We start from the raw sequence: 19,849 nt of genomic DNA, 5'->3' as shown, positions 1-19,849 counted from the left end.
CGGGTGTTCGACGGACGCTGGGAGTCGGAAATCGACCACTCGTCGAGAGTGACCCTCGGCCGAAAGGAACCCGCCGCCATGCCCCGCATCCTCGGTACCACCGCCCCCGACGTGCACGAACACGGCCCGCCTGGCGCAGCCCTGCCCGCCGTCGAATCCGTCAGGAAGGCTGTCCGTCACCACTGGGCCTTCGCCCGGATCGGCATGTACCTGCTGCTCGCTTCCCTACCGCTGCTCGCGATCTCGGCGCACGTGTTCGGCGTCGTGTCGATGAATGCCACCGGTCCGCTGCTGATCATTCCGCTCGCGGCCACCCTCATCGTGTTGTGCGTGTTCGCGCCGCACCCGATCGACCGCATCGTCGGCCATGGCCTCGGCTGGGGGATGTTCGCGTGTCTGGTCTATGACGTCTTCCGCCTCGACACCGTGTATCTGCTCGGCCTCTGGGGCGACTTCATCCCGAAGATGGGTACGTGGCTCCACACGGGAACCGACCCCAGGACCGGCGCGATCGTCGGTTACCTGTGGCGCTACCTCGGCGACGGCGGCGGCATCGGAATCGCCTTCTTCCTCATCGCCCTCGCACTCGGCCTCCAACACCGATCACGGCGCACCGTCCTCCTCGCGTTCGTCGCGTTCGCGGTGTTCCCCGTATGGTCCGGGCTCATCGGAACGGTTGCCCTGTCGCCGCACGGTCAGGACGACATGTTTCCGCTCACGCCGACGACGATCACGCTGTCGCTGATCGGGCACCTGATCTTCGGGCTGGTCCTCGGCCTCGGCTTCCTGCATGTGCGGGGCCGCCTCGGCCGGCACTGGCCGTGGCGGCCGCTGCTCCCGGTGCGGTCGCAGGCCGGTGCGGGACAGCCGCCCATCGAGGCGCTGCCGCCCGCGTGTGGTGAATGTGGCGCCGCTGCTGATGCGCGGTGGTCAATCCGCGAGGGGCTCGGTGACCCCGAGCGATAGGGCGCCCAGGATCTTCGGGGCGCCCTTCTCGTAGAACGTGTCGATATCGCGGATCTCGAACCCGGATGCCCGCACGAGAGCGGGGATGTCGCGGGTGAGGTGGCAGCCGCCCGCAATGGCCTTCTGGATCGGTTCGAAGCGGTGTTGCCACCGTCGGACCTTCTCGTGCGGGGCGCGACCGTGTTCGACGAAATGCAGGGTGCCACCCGGCTTCAGGACCCGCCGCACCTCGCGCAACGCGGCGTCGACATCGGGGATCGTGCACATCGTCCATGTCGACAGGGCGGTGTCGAAGGTGTTGTCGGGGAAGGGAAGTGCCTGGCCGTCCAGTCCGGAGCGTTCGACGGGGACCGAGGAGGCCTCGAGTCGCTTGCCGGCCAGCTTCCAGGCCCGGTCCGCCGGTTCGACGGCGCTGACGGACTCGACGGCGGCCGGGTAGAACGGGACATTGAGGCCCGACCCGAACCCGATTTCGATCACGCGACCGTGCAGGCCGGAGCACACCCGCTCCCGTGACCGTTCGGTCAGCGACATCCCACACGAGCAGTCCACCAGCCGCGGAACGATCTGCTCCCCATAGAACCCCATGACAGCCTCCCCATGCTCGCATTTCCCGCCTGCTCCAGCATCGCACGGCCACGCAAGGTGCCGCCTTGTCCTCCGGGCGGTGAGGACTTGACCCTGACACAGTGACAAGGACTCGAATGGTCGACGAAGGAGGTGGTTGTCGTGAACACAACCAATCACAGTGGGTCGAATGCCCATCTCGTCGACGCCCTGGCCGCCGCGGACCCGTCGGGTCGGCTGCAGGCGGCGCTCGCTGCGGGCACGCGCCCTGATCCCCAGCTGACGGAGGCTCTCGTCGCGCGGTGCGCCGTCGAGCCGGACTTCTTCGTCCGCGACATGCTGACCTGGGCGCTGTGCCGCTTGTCCGCCGAGATCACGGTGCCGCGCCTCGTGCACGAGCTCACGTCCGACACCGCGCAGGCCCGCAGTCAGGCGCTGCACACCCTGTCCAAGATCGGGGACCGGCTCGCCTGGCCCGCGGTGTCGGCACTGGTGCACGACGAGCACGACGAGGTCGCGCGCAGCGCGTGGCGGGCGGCCGTGGCACTCGTTCCGCCCGGCGACGAGGCCGCTCTCGCGGCCGCCCTCGCGACCGAGCTCGGACGGGGGGACCGCCAGATGCAGCTCAGTCTGAGCCGAGCGCTGGCGGGACTCGGGGACACGGTCCTCCCGGTCCTCGACGCGGCCGGGACGAGTCCCGATCCGCACATTCGTGCGCATGCGGAGGCCACGAAGCAGCTCTGCCATGACCCCGACAGCGGGTTCACCGTCTCGCTCGAGATGGCCAAGCGCGTCGCGGTCGTCGGTCCGGACACGTAGGAGGAGATGGGATGTTGATCGGTGAGGTCTCGCGGCGTTCCGGTGTCAGCACGCGGATGTTGCGCCACTACGACTCGCTGGGGCTGGTGCAACCCACGGGCCGCACCTCCGGCGGCTACCGCGAGTACTCCGCCGACGACATCCGACGGCTCTTCCATGTCGAGAGCCTGCGAACCCTGGGGCTGTCGTTGAACGACGCCAAGCGCGCGCTGGACGAGGCCGATTTCGCACCGACCGAGTTGGTGGGTGACCTCATCCGGCACACGCGCCAGCGAATAGCCGCCGAAGAGGAACTGCTCGCGAAGCTCGAGCGCGTCGACGCCGCCGCACCGGCGGAGTGGGACGACGTCCTGCGCATCGTCGCGCTGTTGCGAGCGCTGGAATCGGAGTCCGCGGCTCGCCGTCAACAAGCGGTGCTGTCCCACGACGAGAGCGCGCCGCTGCCGGTCGAAGCGCTGGTCGCGGCAGTCCTGTCGGAGGACGACCCCAATGTGGCGGGGGCGCTGCAGTGGTCGTTGGCGAGGGCTGCAGGCCGGGGACTGGCCGACCTGGCTGTCGGTCTGGATTCGGAAGTCGTCGACGTCCGGCGCCGTGCGGTGTCGGCGATAGCCGCAGTGCCCGCAGCGGAGGCGACGGTGCTGTTGCGACGAGCCCTCACCGATTCCGACGACACGGTCCGCGGCCGCGCAGCCCTCGCCCTCGGCTCCCGGGGGAGCATCGACTCGATGCCCGTGCTCCTCGACATGGTCGTCGATGGGCAGCGCGATGTCGAGGCCGCCGAGGTGTTGGGCTTGCTGGCCGAGGTCTCGCCGGCGGCCGACGACGTCGTGAGGGCCCTGCAGGACACGCTCGACAACGCGGACGATGTGACGACGCGGTTGCGAATCACGCAGGCCCTTGCGGAGATTCCGGGCACATCGGCACGGGAGGCCCTAGCGCGGCTGGCCGATGACAGCGAAAGGACGATCGCCGCCACCGCGGCAGCGATCGTGAGTACGCAGGACCGCGGACGGGGATCCCGCCGACAATCGGAATGTTAGAGAGGCTCGACTCGACACCCAGTAGCTTCGGCTCGGTCTCCCCGTATCACCTGAGGGCGGGGCCTGATTCTCCTGTCATGTGAGGACCACCCATCCTGACCGAACCATCCTCGTATGATGAGGGTTCAGCAATGTCAGTTCCCATGCCGCGTAACAGGCTTCGCGTCAGCGAGCCCACTACCCGGACCTGAAGTTCGAGTGCTGCATCTACAGCCGCGAGGGAAATCAAAGCAGGGCCGCCGATCCAGAGCGGAATCTTCATCGCTCCTCCTTTGGCGTGGTGCCGTGCGGTGCCGGCTCCCGGGGCGGTGCATCCATCGGCGTCGATCCGGTGTAGATCCGGGTGACACGGCCGCCGATCCGGGTGAGGATCTCGTAGGCAATCGTCCCGGCGGCATCTGCCCAGTCGGTGGCTGTGGGCTCGCCGTGGTCGCCCGGGCCGAACAGTACGACGTCGTCACCCGCCGCGGCGGGCTCGTCGCCGATGTCGATGACGAACTGGTCCATGCACACCCGCCCTGCCACCGCGCAGCGCCGTCCGTGGACATGTACGGGCCCGATTCCGCTCGCGGAACGGGGCACTCCGTCCGCGTACCCGAGGGGCACCACCGCGAGTGTGGTGGCGTCGGGAGTTGTGTAGGTCTGCCCATAGGAAACCGGGGTGCCCGCAGGCACACGCTTGACCTGAGCGAGGCGGGCCTCCAGCGTCATCGCCGGGCGCAGCGCGACGGTGGGCGAACGGAGTTCGGTGGGAAGTGGATCCACGCCGTATACCGCGATTCCGGGACGCACCATGTCGTAATGGCCTTCCGGTAGGTAGAGCGTCGCCGCCGAGTTGGCGATGTGCCGGACGTCGGGCCGCACCCCGCCGCGCGCGGCCACCTCCAGCGCCTCGTCGAACACCATGAGCTGCCGCCCGATGCTGGGTTCGCCAGGTTCGTCCGCGCTGGCCAGATGTGACCAGATGCCCGCGACCCGCACCAGTCCATCGCGCTCACGCGCTCGGGCCTGCTCGACGAGTCCGGGCCAGTCGTCGGTGGCTGCACCACCACGCCCCATCCCGGTGTCCACCTTGAGGTGGATCTGGGCCCTGTGTCCGGAATCTGCTGCTGCACTGGAAATCTCATGTAGCTGATCAATGGTGTGTACTGCCAGGTCGATGTTCTCGTCGATTGCCCGTCGGTACGGTGCGCCGGGGACCGCAAGCCAGGCGAGCACCGGTGCGGTGACACCTGCGCTGCGCAGCGCGAACGCCTCCCCGAGCACCGCCACCCCGAGTCGGGTTGCGCCGCCGGCCAGGGCGGCACGGGCGGACGGAACCAGTCCGTGGGAATAAGCGTCGGCCTTCACGACGGCCATCACCTCGCAGGTGCGGGCCCGCGACCGGAGTGCCGCGACGTTGTCGCGGATGGCATCGAGGTCGATGACGGCGCAGGCTTGCGGCGCAGCCGGCATCGCAGGGAATCTGTTCTCGTGGATCATGATTGCCTACTCTCGAGATCGAGTGCGGTCACCTTCGGTGGTGCCTCCCCAGACTCCGAACGGTTCTCGAGCGCGGAAGGCGTGGAGCCGACATGTCTGCAGGACAGGGCACCGAGCGCAGACGGCCTTCGCGACGCGTTCGCGGCGGGCCCGCGCTCCGCGTCCCTCGTCATCGCGGGGGAAGAACAGGTTGGTGTCCATGTTTCGGCATCGTGCGCGGAGTTGCCAGTCCCACTCTTCGCTGACAGGGGCTGGGAGCTCCGGGACCGATAGTGGCATCGTGGAGTTTGCGCGTCAGTGGCTGTGGCGGAGACCGGACTGAGCAAGACGAGTGATGCAGAGGGTATCGAGTTGGTGCACTACATGTTCCGGCAGACTTGGGGCTGAGCCGCTGTGCAGGTAGTGGCGGAGACGCTGGAAGTACATGGTCGGGGTGAGGCCGAACTCCACCAGGATGTCGCCTGCCGAACCGCCTCCCCAATGCCTCCATTTCAGGGCGAATGCGAGGAGGTGGTCGTTGTCGGTCATGGTGCCTCCGTGGGGCTTACGATGCCAGCGGTTCTGTGAATGGCGTCCGGACGGCGGTGTCGGACAAGTGATCGGGCCGCCCGACTGGCTGCGGGCGACCTGCGAGATGTGCGGGTCAGGCGACCTCGACGACGAGTTCGACCTCGACGGGTGCATTCAAGGGTAGTTCCGCGACGCCGACAGCTGAGCGCGCATGTGCCCCGGCGTCACCGAAGACATTCACCAATAGTTCCGAGGCCCCGTTGATTACGGCTGGCTGGCCGGTGAAATCGTCCGCGGACGCGACGAACCCGACCACCTTCACCACACGCACAACGGCGTCGAGTCCAACGAGCGCATCGATGGCAGCGAGGGCATTCAGGGTGCAGGTCTCCGCCGCCCGCGACGCATCAGTCACTGAGACGTCCCGACCCACCTTTCCCGGCCGCTCGATCATTCCCTGAACCAACGGTAGCTGTCCCGAGGTATAGACCAGATTGCCAGCCCGCACGGCCGCCACATATGCACCGATCGGCGCCGACGCTACCGGCAGGGTGTACCCGGACTTGCTGAGGATCGCCGCTCCTGATGTCAAGCGTGAAGGGGCGGCACTCGTCGCGTCGCGGGGCGCATCTGGGGCGGATAGGTTCTCGTACATACATTGCTCCTGTCTCGAGTATTGTTGTTATTTAAGGGAATTGGCCTTCTGGCGAAGGACGTGTGCTGCCTGAGCGGCATTCAACATTCAGCGCCCATGACCGTCGTTCGATGTGTCAATTGTGCTGCTCGTCACCCAGAATTGCATCGTCCCGTCGGCACCAATCGCAGCGGAGATCTAGTGCGGATTCAACAATGAGAAGGGCTTTGGTCCGGGACCCGGCGACTGTGGTCAGTACAGCAGTGGGCCCCGCCTGATCTGAAGCGCGCGTTGCGTTGCGTCCGGGGTTCCTGGCACGTAGCCGCTACGGTATGTCCTCGGACGTCTGGTCACTCGGACCTTCAGACACCGCCCCATCTTCGGATGATCCAGCGGTGACGTCCCCGGCTGTGAGGTCCTTCTTGGCTTTCGTGTCGTTTCGGGCGTCCAGGACTGAGGTGAGATGGATTGCGATAGCAAGGCGGAGTCGGGTCTCAGTCAGGTCGAGTCCGGTGAGTTCGGTGATGTGCTTCATTCTGTAGCGCAATGTATTCGGATGGATATGGAGCGAGTGTGCGGCCCGCTTCGGTTCGCCGTAGTGCGCGAGGAATGTGGACAGAGTGGTCACGTATTCGGTTCCGCGCTCTGCATCGTGCTCGACCAGCGTCTGGACAGGTCCCTCGCCGAGCGGCGTTCTCCCCGTGAGTAGAGCTGCTCGGGCTCTCGCGAGAACGATTTCGTGCCAGGCTTCTTCGAAGGTCGTCGCCGGAGCCGCTACGCGACCGGTGCGGGCCAGATCAATGAGTTCGGTTGCCTCGGTACGTGATCGGGGGAGATCCTTCGTCGTGTGCGCGGGCCTTCCGGCGAGGACCGCCACGCTACTGTCGTACGAGGATGTCTCGGCGGCCAGTGCACGGAGCCATGCCCAGCTCCCCGTGGTACGCGGCGCCCCATTTTCTGTGACCAGGGCTATCGGAATGCCATCGATGGCAGTGAGGAGTGGCTGTGTCCATCCATGCCGGCGCATGACCGACTCCCACAGTTCGACGCGATAGTCCGGCGGCTCATCGGTACCGGTGTCGGCCAAAGCGACGACCCGCCATGGGCCTGGAGGGAGTCGCAGGCCGGTTTCGTGGTCTGGTGTGAGCAATGCGGCACGAAGACGGTCAGCCATCATGCGTCGTGCTGCACCAGACTGGGCGCGCAATCGCAGCAGGTGCAGGGCGATCACCGAAGCGGTTCGGGTCAGCTCGCGTACCTGGTCGTCGGGGACGGGTCCGGGGTCCACGGCCCAGATGGAGCCGAGCAGCTCGCGTCCGGCGCGGATAGGAATGATGAGGCGCGGCAGAACGCCGTCGGGGCCGGCATCGACCCAGATCGGCTCGTCGGACTTTTGTAGTCGCCGGAAGGTTCCGCGGGAGCGAAAGTGGCTGATGATGCGGTCAGGGACGCGACGTCCGACGATGGTGGAGATGCGGGCGGGGTCGGCGGTGTCCTGGAGTTCGGAATAGGCGAGGACGCGTGAGTCGGCGTCCTCGATTGTTACGGGTGCGGAGACGATCGCGGCGGCAGCGTCGGCGAACGCGAACAGTTCGCCGTAGCCGCTGGGATCACGCTGAATCTCCGATCCCGCGAGTGTCGTGGAGTGATCGAGGACGCTGCGTGTCAACCAGACCAGGTGTGTCCACGATGCCTGCGGCTGCAGCTCGACCAGTCCGATGCCCAGTTCGGTGGCGAGGCCGGCCACGTCCGGGTCCTCGGCGAAGGGTGCTTTGAGGATCACGGCAGCGGCGCCCGTGCGGTCTGAGCGATTGAGGAGGTCGACGGCGGCGGCCGTGCTGTCGATCCCGAGTCCCAGGACGAGGCCGCCGGAGTGTTCGAAGGACGGGTCGCCAGAGAGGGTGACGTCGCTGATCTGGTCTCGGTGGCCGGCGACAACCTGGCGAAGCAGGGCTCCGCCGAGAGAGTCGATCAATGCACTGACGTGGATCATCGGTACTCCTCGGTGCCGGAGGCAACTCAGCTGGGCCTGTTCTCATTCGCTCAAAGGTGCAAGTCATGATCGAAGCCCAGCCGGCCGAACTGGTGTTCTTACGGTAGTGCCCAGCGGCTCGCTGCCGGTAGTCCGCTCGTACACCGCTACTCCTGGACCGGGGGTCCGATCGCAGGCACATGTTTCAGCTCGGAATTCTGCCGTCACCTCGACGCGACCTGACGCCTGGCACGGGAGATCGCCAAGCCGGAAGGCGCGTCGAGGGCGACGGCATGTGCATAGGACTTCACCGCCGCTCGACTTATCTCAGGGGATTGAACGGTGCCAGCTCGGGCGCGATTCGCCCGGTGGTGATGGTGTCGGCAAGCAGACGCCCCGTCGCGGGCCCGAGGGTGATCCCCCACATGCCGTGACCGCCGGCCGCGAACACGCGCGGCGATCGGGTCGCTCCGATCACAGGCAGTCCGTCCGGTGTGCACGGTCGTGAACCCACCCATTCGTCGCGCCGCGCATCGAGGTCAGCGCCACGCAGCAACGGCCGCGCGGCCCGCACGATCGCGGCAATCCGCCGCCGATCCAGGGCAGCATCGGGGGCGCGGAACTCCATCATTCCGGCGACCCGGAGGCGGTCTCCGAGGGGGGTGCAGGCCACCCGCTGTGCCGGGAAGTAGACGGGCCCGGCCGGAACGTGATCGATCGCGACGCTGAAGCTGTATCCGCGTCCCGCCTGTACAGGAATCCCGACGCCGAAGTCGCGGGCGGTGTCGCCGAGCCACGTCCCGGTCGCGAGGACGACGGCATCGAATCGCCTAACGTCGCCAGTTGGACTCGAAACACGCACGGCGCCAACTTCATCGACGACACCGGAGACCTCGTAGCCTTCGTGGATCGTGCCTCCGCGCTTGCGGACCGCCTCCGCGAGGCTGTTCACGAAGTCACCGGGATTCATGAATCGCTGGCCGTGTAGCCGGATAGCGGCTCCGATCTCGTCGGAGAGTGACGGCTCGACTTCGCGCGCGTCGTCGCCGGTCAGAACGTCGAATTCGATGCCCTGGCCGGCAGCCCGAATGTGCTCGATCTCCTCGAGCAGGATGGCCCGTTCCGCCGGCGTCCGGTACGCAGCCAGAAAGGACTTCGCCTCATATGCGCTTCCCGTCACGCCGCCGTCCGTGAGTTCGTCGAACGCGGACAACGCATGTCGGTTGATTCCCACCAACGACTCCATCGCCACGCGCCACCGTGCGGCGGTGCTGTGTCGGGCGAACGATGCAAGGAACCGAATCAACCGAGGATTCAAGGTAGGCGGCACATAGACGGGCGAGGACGGGCTGAGCATGGCGCGAATGCCGTATCGGAGCACCGCAGGTTCGGGTAGCGGAGTGCTGATGCCGGGCGTGATCCACCCGGCATTCCCCCACGATGCGCCGGCCGCAATTCCCTTGCGGTCGAAGACCGTAACCTCGATTCCCCGCTCCTGCAGGAACCATGCTGTCGACAGCCCGACCATTCCTGCACCAACGATGCCGACGCGTTGTGGGGCCGTGGAACTGAGCCTCATGAAGTACCTCTCCTCGAACGTGGTGGCCGTCACACAATCTTCGAGTGGGTCGTGCGGTAAGTCACGGTGCTGTCCTTCCAACACTTCGCCTGCAGTCAGTGCCGACAGCACAATCAGTCCCCTGACCAGCGGTGACACGATCGAGGTCTACGGCAGCGGCGTGATGCGCCCTTTGGCGATGCGCCTATGGAGATGCGGGCCGCGACTACCCCGATTCGGCCGCCTGTGGCCAAATCGGTCCGCTGCGGGGAGGTTGCCGCACCTGTCGCTGGGGGTGGAACGAGTGGCGCCGTCATTGGTGCCGTAAGACGTTGTTGCTCTGCGAATTTGGCTAGAATTGGGCGCAACATCCGTGTGTTCACAGTGAATCCATGTGGCCTGGCGATTTGAATCGACCGTTGCGCTACAGCCCCGCCCGCCCTACAGTGTGATCCGCGGCACAGGACTCAGGTGCGAGGCGCTGAGGCCAAGGGCCGGAACGTCCTTCAGTCGCAGTGATGGCTTGCGACCATTCTCCATCGGCTAGATGCCGGAGAAATCGCGAGGGGCAATGCCGGTGTTGTCGAGGACCATGGCCGTTCCTTGGCATCCGAGCAGTTGGGAGGCGTAGCCGTGCTCTCTCACGGCATCCCAGCTGCGATCGATCCGACCGGTCGAGTCGGGCCGTGTTTCGGCCCCGCCCGTGGGCCCAGAGCTGTTGCTGTGCAGCACCCATCCCAAGCTAGGAGCATCTTGTGTCCGAGTACACGAAGCCAAGAGTCGCATCTGAGCCACCTACTGGCGCAGCCGATGAGTCACACGAGCCGGGACTGTCCCGGCAATTGTCCAACCGTCACATCCAGCTGATCGCGATCGGTGGGGCGATCGGCACTGGCCTGTTCATGGGGTCTGGAAAGACGATCTCCCTGGCCGGCCCATCGGTGATCTTCGTATACATGATCATCGGCAGCCTGCTGTTCTTCGTCATGCGGGCGATGGGGGAGCTGCTGCTGTCCAATACAAACTACAAATCGTTTGCGGACTTCGCCGCGGACCTGCTCGGACCGTGGGCCGGCTTCTTCACCGGATGGACCTACTGGTTCTGCTGGATCGTCACCGGCATCGCCGATGTCATCGCAATCGCAGGATATGTGTCGTACTGGTCGGGTTCGCTGCCGTTGTGGATCCCGGCCCTCGTCTCGGTAGCGCTGCTGATCGGCCTCAATCTGCCCACCGTGAAGGCGTTCGGCGAGACCGAGTTCTGGTTCGCGTTGGTCAAGATCGTGGCGATCGTCGGCCTGATCGTGGTCGGCCTCGCGATGGTTTTCAGCCATTTCACCGCGCCGGGCGGCGCGGAGGCCTCCTTCACCAATCTGTGGAATGACGGTGGGTTCTTCCCGACCGGCTTCATGGGCTTCGTCGCCGGCTTCCAGATCGCGACGTTCGCGTTCGTCGGAATCGAACTCGTCGGCACGACCGCCGCCGAGGCCAAGGACCCGGAGAAGAACCTGCCGAAGGCGATCAACTCGATTCCGGTCCGCGTGATGTTGTTCTACGTGGTCGCCCTGGTCGTGATCATCTCGGTGACCCCGTGGCGGGAGATCAGCGCCGACCGCAGCCCGTTCGTGGCCATGTTCACCCTCGCGGGCCTCGGCATCGCCGCGTCGGTGATCAACTTCGTGGTCCTCACCTCCGCCGCGTCGTCGGCGAATTCGGGTATCTACTCGACATCGCGAATGGTCTATGGCCTCGCCCAGCAGGGTGACGCGCCGGCCTCGTTCAGCAAGCTCACCTCGCGCCGCGTCCCGGCCAACGCCCTGTATCTCTCGGGGGTGTTCCTGTTGGCCGGTGTTGTGATGGTCGCCGTCGGAAGCTCGCTCATCGAGGCCTTCACGATCGTGACGACCATCTCCTCACTCTGCTTCATCTTCGTCTGGACGATCATCCTGATCAGCTACATCGTCTACCGCAAGCGCCGCCCACACCTGCACGAGGCCTCTACGTACAAGATGCCCGGCGGCATCCCGATGTGTTATGTCGTGATGGCCTTCTTCGGATTCCTGATCTGGGCGTTCACCCAGAAGGAGGACACCCTCCAGGCGCTGCTGATCACCCCCGTGTGGTTTGCGGTACTGGGCGTCGCATGGGCGATCGTTCGCCGTCGACCCGTGCAGATGGCCCGCGCGGCCGCTTTCCAGGACGGGACAGACAAGTAGTGATCCGTCGGCTCCACCAGGCATGGATGTCATACCCCAGTCTGATGACGGGACACGTCCGCCACAGCAACCATGTCGGTGCAGACACGAAATGCCCACCCGGTGGGCCGACAGGAGAAGGGCATCACCATGTTTGACATCACCGCGTTCGGATTCGTCGTGATCGCCGCCTGCGCAGCCATCCTCGGCTATGCCGTGGCACAGGTCTTCTCATCCAGATCAGGACGACGGTACTGGGCGGTCAGTGCAGCGATGATCGGAATCGGTGTGCTCGCGTTGACGGTCTACGTGGCCAACCCTGGCGAGGTGGGGCCGGACGGCGTACTTCACGAGCCGTTCTTCGCGCTCGCGCCCCTCGGGTACCTGCTGATGCTTGCCGGGGCGGGAGCCGTTCTGGCTCGGTTGGGTCGCCAGCTGGGCCACCGCATGCCGGCTACCGGTTAGGGTTCCCATCGGTGAACACATCCGAATCCCCGTCCGTCGCAGCACCCGGCGATGTCTTCGCCTTCACCCTCGAACGGATCGGTCGCTACGGAGCGTGCCAGGTCGTCGCGGTCGACGAGACCCGGGATCTCGCGACGGCCGCGGTCCTCGCCTGGACGGGCACCGAGGTTCCGGACGTCACCACGCTTGCCGGCGTGCCGCGGATGGTGCGGGACTTCATGTTCTGGACCCCGGAGGAGATGCTGAGGAACGTCCCCCTCACGGTTCCCGCCTCCTACCTTCGGATCGGTTCGCTCCCCGTGATCGGCGAGACCGTCTCCCGCGCGTACTTCTCGTGGGAGTTCGACCGCGACGTCGAGCGTCAGTACCGCTGGAACTCGATTCCCAGCGAGGCGAGGACTGCGTTCAGGGCCGCGCTGAACGGCGAAGAGGTGGCGACGACACCGGGCCTCACGTGCTCGCGCAGCGGTGAACGGTACGAAGCGCGCCTGGCCCATGCCCGCCGATTCAGCGACGACGCCGGCTACCTGATCGGCGACGACTTCCGCCTGGAATCGCTTCGCGCCTGGCCCACCCTCTACCAGGTGGAGCTCCACGCGTGGCGCGACGACCTCCTGCCGTTCCTGGAGTCATCACCTCTGGTGAAGGAGCTGAACCTCACGGGCCACGGACAACGGGAACTGGACTTCTCCGGCACGAACCTCGACCAACTCACGATCGACATCACCGGTCTCCACCGGCTCGTGCTCCCGCAGAGCCTCGATCACCTGATCCTGCGCGGCGACGGCGCGGTCAACAGCTTCGACTCGCTGGACTCGCTGGACTCGCTGGTCGACGAGCTGAGCGCGGCGGAGCCCGCGGCGGAGCCGATGCTGCAGGTGGTCGCCGAGCAGGACGGCCGCTGGATCACCGTGAACCTCACCGGCACCGTGCCGCCCGTGCGCGGTCTGGAGCGCGCGCACGGGCTGCGGATCAGTGCAATCGAGGAGCTCGAGATCGGCGACATCGTCGAGCATTTCCCTGGCGTCTCGTGGCTGCATTTGTTCGGAGCCCCCGGCCTACTCGACGAACTCGACGAGCTGCGGGGGCTGTCGCAGCTCACGACGCTGTGGATCTGCGACCTGTTCGGCTACGACTCCTCCGACTTCCCGGGCCCCGACGAGCTCCCGTCCCTCACAAGCCTCGACCTCGACAGCATTCCCGCCGACGCCGCCACCGGCGTGCGCGCCCAGTACCGGAAGGTGCCCCGCGTCGCCCTCACCGTCCGTAAGCCTCGCAAACCCGAGTGGCTGGCCGAGAACCTCGAGAACCCGCTCCGCCACTGGGACGGCCGGGACGGCATCCCCGGCGCGGTCTCCAAGAAGGCCCGCACAGCGTTTGTCGCTGCGCTCCGTCAGGTCCGCGACACCTCCGGCGCCGCCGAGCCCGCGCACACCGAAGCGGTCACCACGGCGGTCACCGAGTTCCTCGACACGATCGCCGCCCTCAACCGCAAGCATCAATTCCTCTACACCCTGGAACGCGACGAGGTCATCGACGCCGTCAACGCCCTGACCGAAAGCCTTTCCCCCGAGGCCAATCGAGCGCTCGAACCGCACATCGAGGAAGCGCTGGACGACTGAACATCGGATCCTGCCGGCAAGTTGCCGGCGGTCGGGGCGTCCCATCGGCGATCATCGACGGCATGGAGATCAACGCGAGCACCCGAACAGGCGACACCGTCCGAAAGTCGTACTCGGCCAGGTCCCAGGAGTACGTGGATCTGTTCGGCTCGATGACTTCGACACATCCGTCCGATCGGGCGCTGGTCAGCAGCTGGGCCGACACCCTGACGGGTCCCGTACTCGACGCCGGGTGTGGTCCGGGGCAGTGGACCGACTTCTTGGCCGCCGAGTGCGGGCCGGCTGTGAGCGGGATCGATCTGGTTCCTGAGTTCGTCGAACGAGCTCGCGCGCAGTATCCAGAGCTTTCCTTCGAAGTCGGCAGCTTCGAGGCCTTGGACGCCGCGACGGATTCATTGGGTGGCGTGCTCTCCTGGTACACGCTCATTCACCACAGTCCGCAGGACATCCAGACTCCGCTCGCCGAGTTCGCGCGAGTGATCCGCCCGGGGGGAGGGTTGTTGGTGGGCTTCTTCGAGGGAGCAGCAGTAGGGCCTTTCGACCATGCCGCAACCACTGCCTATCGATGGCCGGTGGCTGAAATCAGCCAGGAGTTGGTCGCGGCCGGCTTCGAGGTGATCGAGACGCATACCCGAACGGCGAGCGGCACCAGGCCTCACGGCGCGATCACCGCACGCAGGCAGAGCACCCGGTGAGGGATCGACGGAGGCCGCATCGAGAGATACCGCCTCGTCGATGACCTGGCGTGGATGGCTCATGGCCATCCCGATCGCGGTCGCGTTGCTGGCGGCGGCCGTGATGGTCCGGTCCGCGCCCGCCACGCTGCTGGTAGCGCTGCCGTTCGCAGGATTCGTTGGCGCGCTGCTCGGTGGATGCGCGCTCGCCGGCGCTTTTGCCGCGATTGCTGTTGCCCGAGAGATCAACCCGCGCCGTTGGATGTGGCGTCAGCTGTTCGCGATCTGCGTCGGAGCCGCCGTCTTTCTCCTGAGCCTGCCCGTCACCGTGTCGTTGCTCGGCTCGGGAGCTGCCGCCACGTTGTACTGGTACGAGGCGGCGGTCGCCGGCCTCGCATACCTCTGCGCACTGGTTGTCTGTCCGCCACTGAATCGGGTGCTGGAGGCCAATCCCGAACCGAACGAGCAGGGGCGGTAAGCCCTGAGAACGTCGGTGCTGTCTGGTTCAATGTCGCCAGAAACAGACGCGGGAGGATGCGGACACCATGGGGACCTGGGGCAGCGGCAACTTCGACGACGACACCGCCGCCGATCATCTCTCGGACCTGACCGGCCGGCTCGTCGATGAAATCACCCAGGCGATGTCCGGCGACCCGGTCGAGATCGAGCCGGACGAATACTGGGGCGTCGCGGTGCCGTGCAACCTGGAGCTGCTCCACCTGATCGCGCAGCAGCCTTACGTCGGGGTCATCCTGCCCGACCCGGAGACCATCGCCGGCTGGAAGGACCGGTTCCTGGCCGTCTGGGACGGGGCGATCGACGGGCTGGAGCCCAAGCCCGGCCACAAGGAGCGCCGACGCGAGGTCCTCGTGAGGACTTTCGACCAACTGGCCGAGGTGGCGCGGCGCGAGGGATGAGGAGCCTATCGGCCGATCATGTCGGGGCGGGCCTCCACGATGATGCGGAAGCCGATGCCTACGGGGACACTGCCGGCGACGCGGACGGTGAGTTGCACCCAGTGCAATTGAGCGTCCCGTGGGTCGGGCGCGAGTTCGGCCTGCCCGGCGACGATAAAGGCGTCCGGGCCGCTCGACACCCACGTGTGCGTGACGACCTTCGCCTCGGCGTCCAGGTAGGGCAGGGAGTCGGGCAGGAACACGGACGCCACACGGGGCTTGGATGCCAAGACAGTACGACGGAGATACATGCCGCCGGTGGGTGGTTGACCGCCGATCCACACCACACCGCTGTACTCGGTGCTGCGCATGGCCTGCCCTGTCGCAGCATCGGTGACCATATGGTCAAGCCGGGGTTCGGTGAACAGCGGCGAGGTCATGCGCCCACCGTAGCGGCGCGGCGACCGGCCCATTGCCCCAACTCGTGGCGACAGGTATGCGATAGGAACAAGGCATGACGCCAGAGGAGCACGCCGCCGGTATCCGCTCGCTGGGACTGCCGGAGGTCGTCGTGCGCATCGCCCTCGAGGGCGGCGCGACCGTTCACCCAGTTCTGCAGAACCGGGCCGACTCTGTGTGGGCGCCGGCCTGGTCGGTCGTCGAGCGGCATCCCGAGCTCGTGCCGCTGTGGAGCTCGGGCGCCACCGCGGTGTTCGCTGCGCCCGACGGCACCGTGCAGTGGTGGGGCGCCGAGTATCCGGAGGAGCCGCTCGACACCTACCCCGACTTCGCGGCCGCCATCCGCAAGCTGCTCACCGACCTCTGGGAACTGGATACGCACGACGATGACCGCACCGCCGTCGCCGAGCTACTGTTGCCGACCGAGCAGATCGAGGCAGCCCTCGTGCCGGTCGAGCGCTCAGCGACGCACCTGAATTGACGAGTGCGGCGGACATGCCGTGCAGGGGAGGTGGAGAAATGGCAGGCGGATTCCCCGTGTTCCGGCTTTTCACCGCCGCGTTCGGGAGCGCGGTTCTTGTCAGATTTCGGATGCCGGACTTCTCGACCGCGAACGCTGACAGTGAAGACCACGCATACGACCAGGCAGACCGCATTACCCGTGACCTGCTGGACGCCCTGCCTTCCGGGTGCGGACCATTCACCTTCATAGGCGCGCTGGAGGGCTACCCCGTCGGCGACATCCTCGTCGACGACACTGTGCCGTCCACCGAGCTCTGGTGGGCGCCAACCCGATACGGATCCACGTGGCTAGTCCTCGGAACCGCAGTCGATGAATCGAGTTTCTGGCGCCTCGTCAACGACGACGATGACCTCAACACGCTCGGAGCCCACGGCCCTGCAACACGCCAACGAGTCACTGTCATCGGAACACTTACCCAAACCAACTGATGGAGATGGAGACTTCCCGACCTGTCGAAGTGCCGGTTTGAGCCATCGGTGCCGTGTCAACCGTCACGGTCCATCTCATTCCGGCCAGCCTCATTTACTGAATTCCTCGTCTGGATTCGTGGTCAGGAGAAGCGCTCAGCGAATACGATCCCCACCGCACACTTCAAGGGGGGAGCTGCCCGCTGGGCGCGGGCAGCTGACAGTGGAACGGACGTCGTATGAACACCATCGCACGCGCTGACAGCGCCGAACGGGCCGAGATCATCCAACAGGCGAACAGCCTCTGGCGACGTGCCGGTGTCCGCGGGGCTGATCGTCGGACGCTGCTCACGGAACTCGAGGCTGAACTCCGCGGCGTCGGCCGAGATGGACTCGGTATACCGGCGGTCCCGGAAGCGGTGAGTGAGCAGATGCTCCAGGAACGGGCGCTCGAGCGGGGCATGTGCGGTCGCGCGTTGCGGTTGGAATTGGCCATTCCAGCCGCCGTTCTCGGCCTCGTGGCTGGTCTGGCTACACCTTCGCTTTTGCTCTGGCTCGTGCTCTCGCTTGTGCTCGCGCCCCTATCGGCGATCCAGATGGGACAGTACGAAGAGACGCTGAATGTCTCGTCCGGGATCCTGGGATATCTGGGCACACTGCTGTTCGTGTGGCGGTTCCTTCACAACTTCGGTGATCCTCGCGCCAAGTCGACCGTGCGGTGGCTCGCTGTATTGCTTCCGATAGGTGCCGCGTTCAGTGCCGGCGCGGTGGTTGTCATCATGCGGACCACGAACTTCTTCACGTCTCTCGCGGCCTACCTCGTCGGTGTAGCGGTCGTCGCTGGTGTTGTGGTGGTCGGTATCGGGCTGACTGTCGGGATCGCGCGGTTCTTGGCGGTCAGGACAAACGACATCGAGACAACAGGAAGGTCTCCACATGCCCACCCGTGAACTCCTCGAATCGCTCCCGGCGCCCGAGGAACTACGGCGCCGCAGCATCGTGCTGGCCGCACTCGACGCAGTCATGACCACGGGCTCTCCCAAGTACGTGTATCGACCTGGCTGGCGGGCAGATGAGTCGCTGGCCTCGATGGACAACGGCGCCGGCGACGAGTACTCAATCATCTTCGGTCCCAAAGGAACCTACGTTCGGGGATTCGACCATGAATCAGAGATGAACACCTACGACCAGGTTGATGCCGCCCTATGGCCGGGGCTCACCGACCACCTACCCGCTGTGTTCCGTTCCTATATAGACGATTTCACTCTCGATGGCGTGCCGACGATGACGGTGTGCCTGTGGTGGGCGGTGGGTGACTCGTCGTGGAACTGCTCGGACTTCGCCTATCCCGATGGCGATGTCTACGCGGACGGGGCCTCGTGGATGTTCGGGGCCTTGACCGACTGGACCCTTGAGGACTTCCTCGGCCACGCGACCTACTACGGGTGCGAGATGAGTCCGGCTCTCGCACACCACCTCATGGCGTCGCTCCCGCTCACCGAGGAGCATATCGACGCGCTGAATCCCAGGGCGGACGCCACCGAAGCCCTCGCCAAGATCGAGGCGCTCCGGTATCCGGTGCAATGAATCGGTCTCAGCCGAGGAGGTTGACCGCGTTGGCGACGACCAAGCTGAGAATGACGATCGACAGGATCGATTGCACGGACATGGTGAGCTTCGCCCACCGCGCGAGCGGCATGACGTCGGTGGGGCTGAAGGCGGTCGCGTTGGTCAGGGCCAGGTACAGGTAGTCGACGAACACCGGCCGCCAACCGGGTGCCGCGAGGCCGGGATCAAGCTGCTGGGGGAACGCCAGATCTGGGTGGGTCGGGGGCTGCAGATGCCTGTTCACGGGTCCTCCGCCGTCGAGTTCCCAGTACAGGAAGCCAAATGCGAGGACGGTCTGCGACCACACCAGAGCCCCCGATATCAGCAACTCGGTCGCCACGGTCGTTTGTGGGGCGCCGTGCAGCAGATCCCAGACGAGCCGCGCCGAACCCCACGCTGCGCCCGCGGCGATGGCCACCACGAGCGCGATCGACAGCGCCCGCACCCACCGTCCTGGCCGGTCGATGCGGCCCGGGTCGACCACGATCAGGGTGAGGAGCACGAACCCTTCGATCGCGGGCAGCACCCAGTCGGTGCCCGGTGAGTAGCGCGAGGGAAGCAGGAACGGCACGGCCATCGCAACCAGGACGAATGCCGATGCGGTCCAGCGCCGCTCCGCGCGGGACTCGCTACCTGAGGGAGTATGAGGATCGTCGCTCATCGTGGAACCCTCGTTCCTGGTGATGGGAACCTTTGGATGTCCGACCCATGACCTGTGTAGAGCGGAGACAGATCAAGATGGCCGACTCGAAGGTACCGGAATTGCAGGCCCTCGCGCCGGTTGCCGACTATCTGTTCGGTGATGACGTCGTACAGACGGACGACCCGGGTGTGCGGTCGATTGCCGACCGCCTACTTGGCGAGTCAGTCGACCGAACGGACTATGCCCGACGGGCGTTCGAGTTTGTCCGGGACGAAGTGGCGCATTCATGGGACGCCGACGATCCCCGCGTGACGGTGACGGCAGGCGAGGTCCTCGAGAGCCGGGTCGGGTTGTGCTACGCCAAGTCTCACCTCCTCACGGCCGTACTGCGAGTCGGCGGAGTTCCGACCGCGCTGTGCTACCAGTGGCTCGTCGATGACGGGTACTACATGCTGCACGGGCTCGTCGCCGTCAGCCTGGAGGGGCGCTGGCATCGGCTGGATGCTCGAGGCAACAAGGCAGGTGTCGACGCACAGTTCGACCTCGACGTCGAGCGGCTGGCGTGGCCGGTGCGGCCGGAACTGGGGGAGCGTGACTTCCCGACATTGCACGTCAGCCCGCCGCCGCAGGTGATTCGGGCGTTGCGCTCCGTCGACGACATCAGGTCCCTGGCCACCGGCGGCCTAGGCGTCCTGCCAGATCCAGAACCCGGGAATTCCCCATACGTGGCCGACAGTGAAACCGTCAATGTGGGCAGGGTGTCGTCGACGGATTCCTGAGGCAATGCGCCATCCTCGTCAACTACGCGC

General features: G+C 66.0%; 24 protein-coding genes. 14 read left to right on the top strand and 10 right to left on the bottom strand.

Annotated features, from left to right (window positions below):
- Positions 1–78 precede the first annotated feature (78 nt).
- Positions 79–966 (top strand): hypothetical protein, encoded by an 888-nt coding sequence (locus ABIC28_RS13695; RefSeq protein ID WP_354579328.1) that lies wholly within the window; start codon positions 79–81, stop codon positions 964–966.
- On the opposite strand, the gene ABIC28_RS13690 is transcribed toward ABIC28_RS13695, so the two are convergent.
- On the bottom strand, positions 931–1,554 hold the full coding sequence (locus tag ABIC28_RS13690; RefSeq protein ID WP_354579326.1) for a class I SAM-dependent methyltransferase: 624 nt from the start codon (positions 1,552–1,554) through the stop codon (positions 931–933). The two genes, ABIC28_RS13695 and ABIC28_RS13690, sit on opposite strands and share 36 nt — an antisense overlap.
- A 132-nt stretch (positions 1,555–1,686) precedes the next feature.
- Between ABIC28_RS13690 and ABIC28_RS13685 the strand changes: the two genes are divergently transcribed.
- Positions 1,687–2,352, top strand: a complete 666-nt coding sequence (locus tag ABIC28_RS13685; protein ID WP_269589672.1) for a HEAT repeat domain-containing protein — start codon at positions 1,687–1,689, stop codon at positions 2,350–2,352.
- 11 nt (positions 2,353–2,363) lie between these two features.
- Complete coding sequence (locus ABIC28_RS13680) at positions 2,364–3,392, top strand: MerR family transcriptional regulator (protein ID WP_097211678.1); 1,029 nt, start codon at positions 2,364–2,366, stop codon at positions 3,390–3,392.
- Positions 3,393–3,438: 46 nt separating this feature from the next.
- Here the strand turns inward: ABIC28_RS13680 and ABIC28_RS13675 are convergent, their stop codons facing one another.
- The 7 genes from ABIC28_RS13675 to ABIC28_RS13645 form a co-directional block, all read right to left on the bottom strand.
- Positions 3,439–3,654: a hypothetical protein gene (locus ABIC28_RS13675; RefSeq protein ID WP_143548447.1), complete on the bottom strand. Its 216-nt coding sequence runs from the start codon at positions 3,652–3,654 to the stop codon at positions 3,439–3,441.
- Positions 3,651–4,847: an alanine racemase gene (gene alr / locus ABIC28_RS13670; RefSeq protein ID WP_097211806.1), complete on the bottom strand. Its 1,197-nt coding sequence runs from the start codon at positions 4,845–4,847 to the stop codon at positions 3,651–3,653. Before alr ends, ABIC28_RS13675 begins: the two co-directional genes overlap by 4 nt.
- Positions 4,848–4,880: 33 nt before the next feature.
- A complete protein-coding gene (locus tag ABIC28_RS13665) occupies positions 4,881–5,153 on the bottom strand; it encodes a WhiB family transcriptional regulator (protein WP_097211677.1) in 273 nt (90 codons plus the stop codon).
- Positions 5,154–5,168: 15 nt separating this feature from the next.
- Entirely contained in the window at positions 5,169–5,402 is a 234-nt protein-coding gene (locus ABIC28_RS13660; RefSeq protein ID WP_097211676.1) for a hypothetical protein, read from the bottom strand.
- A 115-nt stretch (positions 5,403–5,517) separates the two neighbouring features.
- A complete protein-coding gene (locus ABIC28_RS13655; protein ID WP_245222178.1) occupies positions 5,518–5,976 on the bottom strand; it encodes a RidA family protein in 459 nt (152 codons plus the stop codon).
- Positions 5,977–6,343: 367 nt separating this feature from the next.
- On the bottom strand, positions 6,344–8,011 hold the full coding sequence (locus ABIC28_RS13650) for a PucR family transcriptional regulator (protein WP_097211674.1): 1,668 nt from the start codon (positions 8,009–8,011) through the stop codon (positions 6,344–6,346).
- Positions 8,012–8,312: 301 nt separating this feature from the next.
- The gene (locus ABIC28_RS13645; protein ID WP_097211805.1) at positions 8,313–9,569 is read right to left on the bottom strand and encodes an NAD(P)/FAD-dependent oxidoreductase; all 1,257 of its coding nucleotides are present in this window, start codon (positions 9,567–9,569) and stop codon (positions 8,313–8,315) included.
- Positions 9,570–10,303: 734 nt separating this feature from the next.
- Between ABIC28_RS13645 and cycA the strand changes: the two genes are divergently transcribed.
- The 6 genes from cycA to ABIC28_RS13615 all read left to right on the top strand — a co-directional run bounded on the left by cycA (position 10,304) and on the right by ABIC28_RS13615 (position 15,421).
- Positions 10,304–11,764 (top strand): D-serine/D-alanine/glycine transporter, encoded by a 1,461-nt coding sequence (cycA, locus tag ABIC28_RS13640; protein WP_097211673.1) that lies wholly within the window; start codon positions 10,304–10,306, stop codon positions 11,762–11,764.
- 72 nt (positions 11,765–11,836) lie between these two features.
- A complete protein-coding gene (locus ABIC28_RS13635; protein WP_097211672.1) occupies positions 11,837–12,208 on the top strand; it encodes a DUF3955 domain-containing protein in 372 nt (123 codons plus the stop codon).
- Between the two features lie 11 nt (positions 12,209–12,219).
- On the top strand, positions 12,220–13,830 hold the full coding sequence (locus tag ABIC28_RS13630) for a hypothetical protein (RefSeq protein ID WP_097211671.1): 1,611 nt from the start codon (positions 12,220–12,222) through the stop codon (positions 13,828–13,830).
- A 62-nt stretch (positions 13,831–13,892) separates the two neighbouring features.
- Positions 13,893–14,525 (top strand): class I SAM-dependent methyltransferase, encoded by a 633-nt coding sequence (locus ABIC28_RS13625; protein WP_097211670.1) that lies wholly within the window; start codon positions 13,893–13,895, stop codon positions 14,523–14,525.
- Between the two features lie 40 nt (positions 14,526–14,565).
- Positions 14,566–14,982, top strand: a complete 417-nt coding sequence (locus ABIC28_RS13620) for a hypothetical protein (protein ID WP_097211669.1) — start codon at positions 14,566–14,568, stop codon at positions 14,980–14,982.
- 67 nt (positions 14,983–15,049) lie between these two features.
- Positions 15,050–15,421 (top strand): DUF4259 domain-containing protein, encoded by a 372-nt coding sequence (locus ABIC28_RS13615; RefSeq protein ID WP_097211668.1) that lies wholly within the window; start codon positions 15,050–15,052, stop codon positions 15,419–15,421.
- A gap of 5 nt (positions 15,422–15,426) precedes the next feature.
- Here ABIC28_RS13615 and ABIC28_RS13610 read toward each other — a convergent pair whose 3' ends face one another.
- Entirely contained in the window at positions 15,427–15,840 is a 414-nt protein-coding gene (locus tag ABIC28_RS13610; protein WP_143548446.1) for a hypothetical protein, read from the bottom strand.
- Between the two features lie 74 nt (positions 15,841–15,914).
- On the opposite strand from ABIC28_RS13610, the gene ABIC28_RS13605 reads away from it, so the two are divergent.
- The 4 genes from ABIC28_RS13605 (at position 15,915) to ABIC28_RS13590 (ending at position 18,376) form a co-directional block, all read left to right on the top strand.
- Positions 15,915–16,340, top strand: a complete 426-nt coding sequence (locus ABIC28_RS13605; RefSeq protein ID WP_097211666.1) for a hypothetical protein — start codon at positions 15,915–15,917, stop codon at positions 16,338–16,340.
- Positions 16,341–16,378: 38 nt separating this feature from the next.
- Positions 16,379–16,810: a hypothetical protein gene (locus ABIC28_RS13600; protein WP_097211665.1), complete on the top strand. Its 432-nt coding sequence runs from the start codon at positions 16,379–16,381 to the stop codon at positions 16,808–16,810.
- Between the two features lie 218 nt (positions 16,811–17,028).
- A complete protein-coding gene (locus ABIC28_RS13595) occupies positions 17,029–17,739 on the top strand; it encodes a hypothetical protein (RefSeq protein ID WP_097211664.1) in 711 nt (236 codons plus the stop codon).
- On the top strand, positions 17,726–18,376 hold the full coding sequence (locus ABIC28_RS13590) for a hypothetical protein (RefSeq protein ID WP_354579319.1): 651 nt from the start codon (positions 17,726–17,728) through the stop codon (positions 18,374–18,376). The genes ABIC28_RS13595 and ABIC28_RS13590 overlap by 14 nt, the downstream gene beginning before the upstream one ends.
- Positions 18,377–18,383: 7 nt before the next feature.
- Here ABIC28_RS13590 and ABIC28_RS13585 read toward each other — a convergent pair whose 3' ends face one another.
- Positions 18,384–19,058, bottom strand: coding sequence for a hypothetical protein (locus ABIC28_RS13585; protein ID WP_097211662.1), 675 nt, complete (start codon positions 19,056–19,058; stop codon positions 18,384–18,386).
- A 77-nt stretch (positions 19,059–19,135) separates the two neighbouring features.
- Here ABIC28_RS13585 and ABIC28_RS13580 point away from each other — a divergent pair, with 77 nt between their 5' ends.
- A complete protein-coding gene (locus tag ABIC28_RS13580; RefSeq protein ID WP_097211661.1) occupies positions 19,136–19,819 on the top strand; it encodes a transglutaminase-like domain-containing protein in 684 nt (227 codons plus the stop codon).
- Positions 19,820–19,849: the final 30 nt, after the last annotated feature.

It is taken from the genome of Rhodococcus sp. PvR044, assembly GCF_040548995.1.
Taxonomy (GTDB): domain Bacteria; phylum Actinomycetota; class Actinomycetes; order Mycobacteriales; family Mycobacteriaceae; genus Rhodococcus_G; species Rhodococcus_G oryzae.
This window is presented reverse-complemented; position numbering and strand designations above follow the sequence as displayed.

Excerpts from the sequence above, each read along its gene's own strand:
- ABIC28_RS13695 (WP_354579328.1), top strand. The coding sequence starts at position 79 with ATGCCCCGCATCCTCGGTACCACCGCCCCCGACGTGCACGAACACGGC.
- ABIC28_RS13690 (WP_354579326.1), bottom strand. The coding sequence starts at position 1,554 with ATGGGGTTCTATGGGGAGCAGATCGTTCCGCGGCTGGTGGACTGCTCG.
- ABIC28_RS13680 (WP_097211678.1), top strand. The coding sequence starts at position 2,364 with ATGTTGATCGGTGAGGTCTCGCGGCGTTCCGGTGTCAGCACGCGGATG.
- ABIC28_RS13675 (WP_143548447.1), bottom strand. The coding sequence starts at position 3,654 with ATGAAGATTCCGCTCTGGATCGGCGGCCCTGCTTTGATTTCCCTCGCG.
- alr (WP_097211806.1), bottom strand. The coding sequence starts at position 4,847 with ATGCCGGCTGCGCCGCAAGCCTGCGCCGTCATCGACCTCGATGCCATC.
- ABIC28_RS13665 (WP_097211677.1), bottom strand. The coding sequence starts at position 5,153 with ATGCCACTATCGGTCCCGGAGCTCCCAGCCCCTGTCAGCGAAGAGTGG.
- ABIC28_RS13660 (WP_097211676.1), bottom strand. The coding sequence starts at position 5,402 with ATGACCGACAACGACCACCTCCTCGCATTCGCCCTGAAATGGAGGCAT.
- ABIC28_RS13650 (WP_097211674.1), bottom strand. The coding sequence starts at position 8,011 with ATGATCCACGTCAGTGCATTGATCGACTCTCTCGGCGGAGCCCTGCTT.
- ABIC28_RS13645 (WP_097211805.1), bottom strand. The coding sequence starts at position 9,569 with ATGAGGCTCAGTTCCACGGCCCCACAACGCGTCGGCATCGTTGGTGCA.
- ABIC28_RS13635 (WP_097211672.1), top strand. The coding sequence starts at position 11,837 with ATGTCGGTGCAGACACGAAATGCCCACCCGGTGGGCCGACAGGAGAAG.
- ABIC28_RS13625 (WP_097211670.1), top strand. The coding sequence starts at position 13,893 with ATGGAGATCAACGCGAGCACCCGAACAGGCGACACCGTCCGAAAGTCG.
- ABIC28_RS13620 (WP_097211669.1), top strand. The coding sequence starts at position 14,566 with ATGACCTGGCGTGGATGGCTCATGGCCATCCCGATCGCGGTCGCGTTG.
- ABIC28_RS13615 (WP_097211668.1), top strand. The coding sequence starts at position 15,050 with ATGGGGACCTGGGGCAGCGGCAACTTCGACGACGACACCGCCGCCGAT.
- ABIC28_RS13610 (WP_143548446.1), bottom strand. The coding sequence starts at position 15,840 with ATGACCTCGCCGCTGTTCACCGAACCCCGGCTTGACCATATGGTCACC.
- ABIC28_RS13605 (WP_097211666.1), top strand. The coding sequence starts at position 15,915 with ATGACGCCAGAGGAGCACGCCGCCGGTATCCGCTCGCTGGGACTGCCG.
- ABIC28_RS13600 (WP_097211665.1), top strand. The coding sequence starts at position 16,379 with ATGGCAGGCGGATTCCCCGTGTTCCGGCTTTTCACCGCCGCGTTCGGG.
- ABIC28_RS13595 (WP_097211664.1), top strand. The coding sequence starts at position 17,029 with ATGAACACCATCGCACGCGCTGACAGCGCCGAACGGGCCGAGATCATC.
- ABIC28_RS13590 (WP_354579319.1), top strand. The coding sequence starts at position 17,726 with ATGCCCACCCGTGAACTCCTCGAATCGCTCCCGGCGCCCGAGGAACTA.
- ABIC28_RS13585 (WP_097211662.1), bottom strand. The coding sequence starts at position 19,058 with ATGAGCGACGATCCTCATACTCCCTCAGGTAGCGAGTCCCGCGCGGAG.
- ABIC28_RS13580 (WP_097211661.1), top strand. The coding sequence starts at position 19,136 with ATGGCCGACTCGAAGGTACCGGAATTGCAGGCCCTCGCGCCGGTTGCC.